Source organism: Mesorhizobium sp. M7A.F.Ca.CA.004.04.2.1 (genome assembly GCF_004022825.1).
Lineage (GTDB): Bacteria > Pseudomonadota > Alphaproteobacteria > Rhizobiales > Rhizobiaceae > Mesorhizobium.
In genome coordinates, this window is record NZ_RZPH01000548.1 from 1 (window position 1) to 4,040 (window position 4,040).

Consider the following 4,040-nt stretch of genomic DNA (forward strand, 5'->3'; position numbering starts at 1 on the left):
ATGGAACGCCGCCACCAGGTCCGCGACATGCTGAAAAACCAATTGTCGAAAACCAGGCCGTCGCACTTCGCCATCGCCAAGGGCGAGGACGCGACGGAGAGCGACGGGTTGATCGAGGGCTGGATCAGCTTCGAGACGGAAGTGGCGCGCGGCTTCGGCCATATCAGGCTGAAGGACGGCAAGATCTGGACGCTGCTGACCACCATGGCCGAACTGAAAGGCCACGAGGAGCCGGCAGGCTTTGCGCGGCCGATGGGCGCCAGGCACGGCTCGGGCAAGAACCGTCCGACATGGAAAGAAGAACGCGAGAGGGAAGCCGCCGAGCTCGGCTTCAAGACGCAGCCCTATACGGTGATCATCGGTGGCGGCCAGGGCGGCATCGCGCTCGGCGCGCGGCTGCGGCAGCTTGGCGTGCCCACCATCATCATCGAGAAGAACGAGCGTGCCGGCGACAGCTGGCGCAAGCGCTACAAATCGCTCTGCCTGCATGACCCGGTCTGGTACGACCATCTGCCCTATATCGATTTCCCCAAGAACTGGCCGGTCTTCTCGCCCAAGGACAAGATCGGCGACTGGCTGGAAATGTACGCCAAGGTGATGGAGCTGAATTACTGGTCCTCGACCGAGGCCAAAAGTGCGTCCTATGACGACAAGACGAAGGAATGGACCGTCGTCGTCCACCGCGACGGCAAGGACATCACGCTGAAGCCCAAGCAGCTGGTGCTGGCAACCGGACAGTCCGGCAAGGCCAATCTGCCGAAATTCAAGGGCATGGAAACCTTCAAGGGTGACCAGCACCACTCGTCGAAGCATCCGGGTCCCGACGCCTATGCCGGCAAAAAGGCCGTTGTCATCGGATCCAACAATTCCGCCCATGACATCGCTGCCGCACTTTGGGAAGCTGGTGCCGACGTGACCATGGTGCAGCGCTCGAGTACCCATATCTCCAGGTCCGACACGTTGATGGAAATCGGACTGGGTTCGCTCTATTCGGAGCAGGCGCTGCAGAATGGCATCACCACCGCCAAGGCCGATCTCATCTTCGCTTCGCTGCCTTACAAGATCCTGCACGAGTTCCAGATCCCGGCCTATGCCGAGATGAAGAAACGCGATGCGGCGTTCTACAAGGGACTGGAAAAGGCCGGTTTCATGCTCGACTGGGGCGACGACGAGTCCGGCCTGTTCATGAAGTACCTAAGGCGCGGCTCTGGCTATTACATCGATGTTGGCGCCTCGCAGCTGGTTATCGATGGTTCGATCAAGCTGAAGAGCGGCGTCGACGTCGAAGAGATCAAGCAGCACTCGGTTCTGCTCAGCGACGGGTCGGAACTGCCTGCGGACCTCATCGTCTACGCCACCGGCTACGGCTCGATGAACGGCTGGGCCGCCGATCTGATATCGCGCGAGACCGCGGACAAGGTCGGCAAATGCTGGGGCCTCGGCTCGAACACCACCAAGGATCCCGGCCCCTGGGAAGGTGAGCTGCGCAACATGTGGAAGCCGACGCAACAGGAGGCGCTGTGGTTCCACGGCGGCAATCTGCACCAATCACGACACTATTCGCAGTTCCTGGCGCTGCAGTTGAAAGCCAGGCAGGCCGGCTTGGCGACGCCGGTCTACGGCCTGCAGCAGGTGCACCACAAGGGATAGGCGAGCGCCATTCCTGCGGAGTAAAAAAGGAAGGAGGCATGGCTTGCACCCTGCCTCCTTCCTTCGAGGGAATTACGCCGGCTTACCCGCGGCGAACTGTGTCACCACCCGCTGCAGCAGCGGCACGTAATCGCGAAACGCCCGTGTCTTCATGTTGGCGATCTTGCCGCTCTCGTCCCAGATGCGGACCCGGACCGCTTCCTCGTGGAACGGGTTCTTGCGGAACTCGGCCACTTCATCGGCGCTCATCGGCCCGCCCTGCAGCGACAGCGTGTGCACCGAGGCCTGCGACAGCCTGCCGAAATAGGTCGGGTCGGTGGCGCAGAGATAGCGCTTGGCCGCGACATGCAGCCTGACGCATTCGACGATGACCGGCGGAAAGAACGGCGCCAGCACCTCGCCACCGGCCTCGTCATGATGCTTGTCCTCGACATCCTCGGGCGAATAGGTGCCGAACTCGCTGGTGTAGTGGCCGATGTCGTGCAGCAGCGCCGCCGCCACCAGCTCGTCCGGCGCGCCGTCCTGCTCGGCGAACCAGGCGCCCTGCAGCATGTGCTCCGACATGGTGACGGGTTCGCCGAGATAGGATTCGGCACCCCGGCGCTCGAAGATGTCGGCGATGAACTCGACGATGGTGTCCGCGTTCAAATCCTGGCCGCTCATTCCGCCGCCTCCTTGAACCCATGCTCGATCGCCGCGAGCGTCGACAGCAGACCGTCCTTGTCTGCGTAACAGCCCTGCAGCCAGCGCTTACCGGTACCGGAAAACGCCTTGCGGGCATGCATGACGCGGGTGTTGTCGACGATGAACGCCTGCCCCGCTTCGAGCTTGAACGTCACCTCGAAGGATGGATCCTCGATCAGTTCCGCGAACCGGCGATAGGCGGCGTAGTACGCTTCCATATCGCTGAACGGCACGTCGACCGTCGGCGCCAGGGAGCGGTTGTTGAAGCGGATGCAAATCAGCTCGCCATCGGGCCCGAGCTCGATCATCGGCCGCTTCGCCTGCAGCCGCACGCCGGAAGAGCCGGCATATTCGAAGCGCGCCGGGCATGAGCTCAGCAGCCGGAAGCCTTCCGGGTTCTCAGCCTGCAGCGCAGCCGCGACGGCAAACCCATCGACGACACTGGACTCGCCGCCCTCAACCGTATTCTCGATGCAGGACAGGATCTGCAGCGTCGGCACAGGGTCGCGATAGGGGTTGTCGGTGTGTGCCTGGAGGCCGAGATTCGTGTAGGCGAGATTGTTCGGATTGACCTCGGCGCGCACTTCGAACCAGCGCCCGTAATTGGTCTCCCTGATGTAGCCGAACAGATCGGATACTTTGCACAGCGCCCCGGATTCGGTCGGCAGATCGTCCATCACCGCGAAGCCATAGGTTTTCACCGCCGACAGCCATTGCCCCAGCACAGCACGATCGCGGCTGGCCGCAACATAGCCGGCGCGCGGTACCGAATTCTGCATCGAGGCCTTGGTCCATCGCACGGTGGCCTCGCCTGTCCAGCCCGGCTGGCGGCCTGCGTCACGATCATAGGCATTGGCGCTCAGCCATGCCGCGGGAAAGCTGACCGTCTTCTGCTCGGGCACGAAGCTGACTTCCAGGGCGCCGCCTTTGATCGACGCGGCGCCGATCCTGGTGTTGGCGGGAATGTCGAGAATGGTGATGAGCCGTTGACCATTGCCGGCGCTGCGCGTCTTGTCGTCCAGCGCATTGTCGCGCAGCCACATGGCATGAAAACGGCTGCGCGACCCGTCCTGCCAGCCAAGGTCGATTGTTCTGCCTTCGTCGCCGATCAGCGCGTGGGTGAGCATGGAGATCCGTTCCTGTTCATTGCGTCCCCCGCAGCCTGATCCGCAGGGTTTCGATTGCATGTTGATCGCGCGACAGGCATAACTCAAATTATCATTTTTTAGCCAATGACCGCAGAATACTAATGGCTCGTACAAATACACCCGTGCCGCCTCTGGACTGGCTGCGCAGTTTCGAGGCGGCGGCGCGGCTGTCGAATTTCACCGCGGCGGCAGCCGAGCTCGGTCTCACCCAGGCAGCCGTCAGCCAGCACATCCGGTTTCTCGAGGAGCGGCTCAAGACACGTTTGTTTTCGCGGCTGGCGCGGGGCGTTGCACTGTCGCCGGAGGGTGCGGCCTACTTGCCTCACATCCAGTCGGCCTTCGCCACCATCGGCAACAGCACCGCGGAACTGTTCGAGCCGCGTGCCGTCCAGACCGTGACCATCCGGGCGCCGATCTCCTTTGCCTTGCTCATGCTGGTTCCGGCGCTGCCAGATCTCGCCAAGGCACTGCCGCGCATCCAACTCGATCTGGTGACGATCCATCGCCCTGCCGACTACGATCTGCCGGGCTCGGTGCTCGACATCCGCTTCGGCAACG

Annotated in this window: 4 protein-coding genes; 2 read left to right on the forward strand and 2 right to left on the reverse strand. The window is 62.6% G+C overall.

Annotated features, from left to right (window positions below; all coding sequences use genetic code 11):
- Positions 1-1,650 (forward strand): NAD(P)/FAD-dependent oxidoreductase (locus EN893_RS22245; protein ID WP_164901016.1); only part of this gene is annotated, 1,650 nt, incomplete at its 5' end.
- 72 nt (positions 1,651-1,722) lie between these two features.
- Here EN893_RS22245 and EN893_RS22250 read toward each other — a convergent pair.
- Both EN893_RS22250 and EN893_RS22255 read right to left on the reverse strand, forming a co-directional pair.
- The gene (locus EN893_RS22250) at positions 1,723-2,313 is read right to left on the reverse strand and encodes an HD domain-containing protein (protein ID WP_127268622.1); all 591 of its coding nucleotides are present in this window, start codon (positions 2,311-2,313) and stop codon (positions 1,723-1,725) included.
- The gene (locus EN893_RS22255; RefSeq protein ID WP_127268621.1) at positions 2,310-3,461 is read right to left on the reverse strand and encodes a gamma-butyrobetaine dioxygenase; all 1,152 of its coding nucleotides are present in this window, start codon (positions 3,459-3,461) and stop codon (positions 2,310-2,312) included. Before EN893_RS22255 ends, EN893_RS22250 begins: the two co-directional genes overlap by 4 nt.
- A gap of 122 nt (positions 3,462-3,583) precedes the next feature.
- Between EN893_RS22255 and EN893_RS22260 the strand changes: the two genes are divergently transcribed.
- Positions 3,584-4,040 (forward strand): LysR family transcriptional regulator (locus EN893_RS22260; RefSeq protein ID WP_128361776.1); only part of this gene is annotated, 457 nt, incomplete at its 3' end.